The sequence below is a fragment of the Angustibacter speluncae genome (genome assembly GCF_054777815.1).
This window is the reverse complement of the sequence record NZ_BAAHAF010000037.1, coordinates 1-2,614: the sequence shown is the minus strand read 5'-3', so window position 1 is coordinate 2,614 and position 2,614 is coordinate 1. Positions and strand designations below refer to the sequence as shown.

Here is a 2,614-nt window from a genome sequence, read left to right as displayed (position 1 = left end):
CGGGGCGGGCGCCGTCACGCCCGCGGCCGCCGTCGCGCCCACGGCCGCCGTCGCGACCGCCGGACCGGCGGTCGCCGCCGTCGCGACCCCTGCCGCCGGTCTCGCCGAGGTCCTCGAGCACCTCGGCGTCGAGGCCGGCGCGGGTGCGCTTGCTGCGCGGCAGCCGGCCCGTGGTGCCCTCGGGGATGCCGAGGTCGGTGTACAGGTGCGGCGAGGTCGAGTAGGTCTCGGTGGGGTCGGCGTGGTCGAGCCCGTGCGCCTTGTTGATCAGGCCCCAGCGCGGCACGTCGTCCCAGTCGACGAAGGTGACCGCGACGCCCTTCTTGCCGGCGCGGCCGGTGCGCCCGATGCGGTGGACGTAGATCTTCTCGTCCTCGGGGCACTGGTAGTTGACGACGTGGGTGACGTCGTCGACGTCGATGCCGCGGGCGGCGACGTCGGTGGCGACGAGCACGTCGACCTTGCCGTTGCGGAACGCGCGCAGCGCCTGCTCGCGGGCGCCTTGGCCGAGGTCGCCGTGGATGGCGCCGGCGGCGAAGCCGCGGTCGATGAGCTCGTCGGCCACCTTGGCGGCCGTGCGCTTGGTGCGGGTGAACACGATCGACAGGCCCCGGCCCTCGGCCTGCAGGATGCGGGCGAGCACCTCGACCTTGTCCATCGCGTGCGCGCGGTAGACGAACTGCTGGATCGCCTTGACGATCGCGCCGGCGTCGTCGGGCTCGGAGGCCCGGATGTGCGTGGGCTGGCTCATGTAGCGCCGGGCCAGCGCGACGACGGCGCCGGGCATGGTCGCCGAGAACAGCATGGTGTGGCGGCCGGCCGGGGTGAGCGAGAGCAGCCGCTCGACGTCGGGCAGGAAGCCGAGGTCGAGCATCTCGTCGGCCTCGTCGAGCACGACGGTGCGGGCGTGGCCGAGCTGCAGGTGACCCTGCTGGGCCAGGTCGAGCAGCCGGCCGGGGGTGCCGACGACGACCTCGACACCGCGCTGCAGCGCCTCGACCTGCGGCTCGTAGGCGCGGCCGCCGTAGACGGTGAGCACGCGCGCGGATCGGCGGGCGCTGGCCCGGTCGAGGTCGTTCGCGACCTGGACGGCGAGCTCGCGGGTGGGGACGACGACCAGGGCCTGCGGCTTGCCGGGGTCGGCCAGGTCGTCCCAGCCGGGCTCGCCCGGGCCGCGGACGGCCATCAGGGCGGGGATGCCGAAGCCCAGGGTCTTGCCGGTGCCGGTCTTGGCCTGGCCGATGATGTCGTGCGCCTGCAGCGCGACCGGCAGCGTCATCGCCTGGATCGGGAACGGGTGGACGATGCCCACCTCGGCCAGCGCGTCGGCGATCTCGGCCGAGACGCCGAAGTCGGCGAAGGTCTTGTCGGGGGCGACGGGCTCGACGTCGGCGACGTCGATGGTCTCGATCGCGTCGGTCGCCGCGGCGATCTCCTCGGCGGTGGGCTCGAGGGAGGACAGGGTCGGGTCAGAGAGGGTCACGCACACCTCGTCGGCATCTGGCGGGGCCTCACGCACACTCGTCCCGGTCTGGCCGGGTCGAGGCGGGCCGCTCCGCATCGGTCGGTAGCCGGACGCTACCCACGACCGGTCAACCGTTGAACGGCTCCACTGTAGCGGGGCTAGGGTTCCGGGCGTGAGCGAGCAGCCCGCGGCACCGGCCGCGCAGTCGGTGGTCGACCTGCTGGGGGTGCTCGCCTACGGCGCCCTGACCGCGTTCGTCCGGGTGTCCGAGGACGCACAGATGGCGCCGACCGTGCGCGACAAGGCGCGCCTCGGACGCATCGCGGTCACCGAGTTCGCGCACTTCGAGACGCTGGTGGCGCACCTGAAGCAGGTCGGTGCCGACCCCGAGTCGGCGATGGCCCCGTTCACCGGGGCGGTCGACGCCTTCCACGCGCGCACCCGTCCGAGCGACTGGCTCGAGGGGCTGGTCAAGGCCTACGTTGGCGAGGGCATCGCGAGCGACTTCCACCGCGAGGTCGCCGCGTTCGTCGACCCCGCGACCCGCGACCTGGTGCACCGGGTGCTCGAGGACACCGGCCACGCCGACTTCGTCGTCGAGGCCGTGCACGCGGCGGTCGAGCGCGACCCTCGCGTCGCCGGCCGGCTGGCGCTGTGGGCCCGGCGCCTCGTCGGCGAGGCGCTGAGCCAGGCGCAGCGGGTGGCCGCCGACCGCGACTCGCTCGCCGACCTGCTGGTGAGCGGCGAGGGCGCGAGCGGGGTCGACCTGCTGGAGATCGGCCGGATGTTCAGCCGCATCACCGAGGGCCACACCGCGCGGATGGGGCGGCTCGGGCTCGCGTCCTGATGGACCTGGTCGTCCCCGCCGGACCCGGCCTGCCCGACGGCCTGGTGGTGCCGTCGGCCGAGCTGGTCGAGCGGTTCTCCCGCTCGTCCGGTCCGGGCGGGCAGGGCGTGAACACCGCCGACAGCCGGGTGGAGGTCGGCCTCGACCTGCGCACGCTCACGGTGCTCACCGACGCCCAGCGCGCCCGCGCCCTGCGGCGGGCCGACGACCCGGTGCTGGTGGTGACGGCGTCCGAGCACCGGGCGCAGCGCCGCAACCGCGTCGCCGCCCGCGAGCGGCTGGCCGCGCGGCTGCGCGAGCTG

3 protein-coding genes are annotated in these 2,614 nt (G+C 74.8%); 2 read left to right on the top strand and 1 reads right to left on the bottom strand.

What is annotated here, in order from left to right:
* Positions 1-1,561, bottom strand: a 1,561-nt coding sequence (locus ACYVKY_RS04370) for a DEAD/DEAH box helicase (protein WP_460433775.1), incomplete at its 3' end; no start/stop codon positions are given.
* Positions 1,562-1,637: 76 nt separating this feature from the next.
* On the opposite strand from ACYVKY_RS04370, the gene ACYVKY_RS04365 reads away from it, so the two are divergent.
* Both ACYVKY_RS04365 and ACYVKY_RS04360 read left to right on the top strand, forming a co-directional pair.
* On the top strand, positions 1,638-2,312 hold the full coding sequence (locus ACYVKY_RS04365) for a ferritin family protein (RefSeq protein WP_460433774.1): 675 nt from the start codon (positions 1,638-1,640) through the stop codon (positions 2,310-2,312).
* The coding region (locus tag ACYVKY_RS04360) for a peptide chain release factor-like protein (RefSeq protein WP_460433776.1) at positions 2,309-2,614 on the top strand (306 nt) is incomplete at its 3' end. The genes ACYVKY_RS04365 and ACYVKY_RS04360, both read left to right, overlap by 4 nt.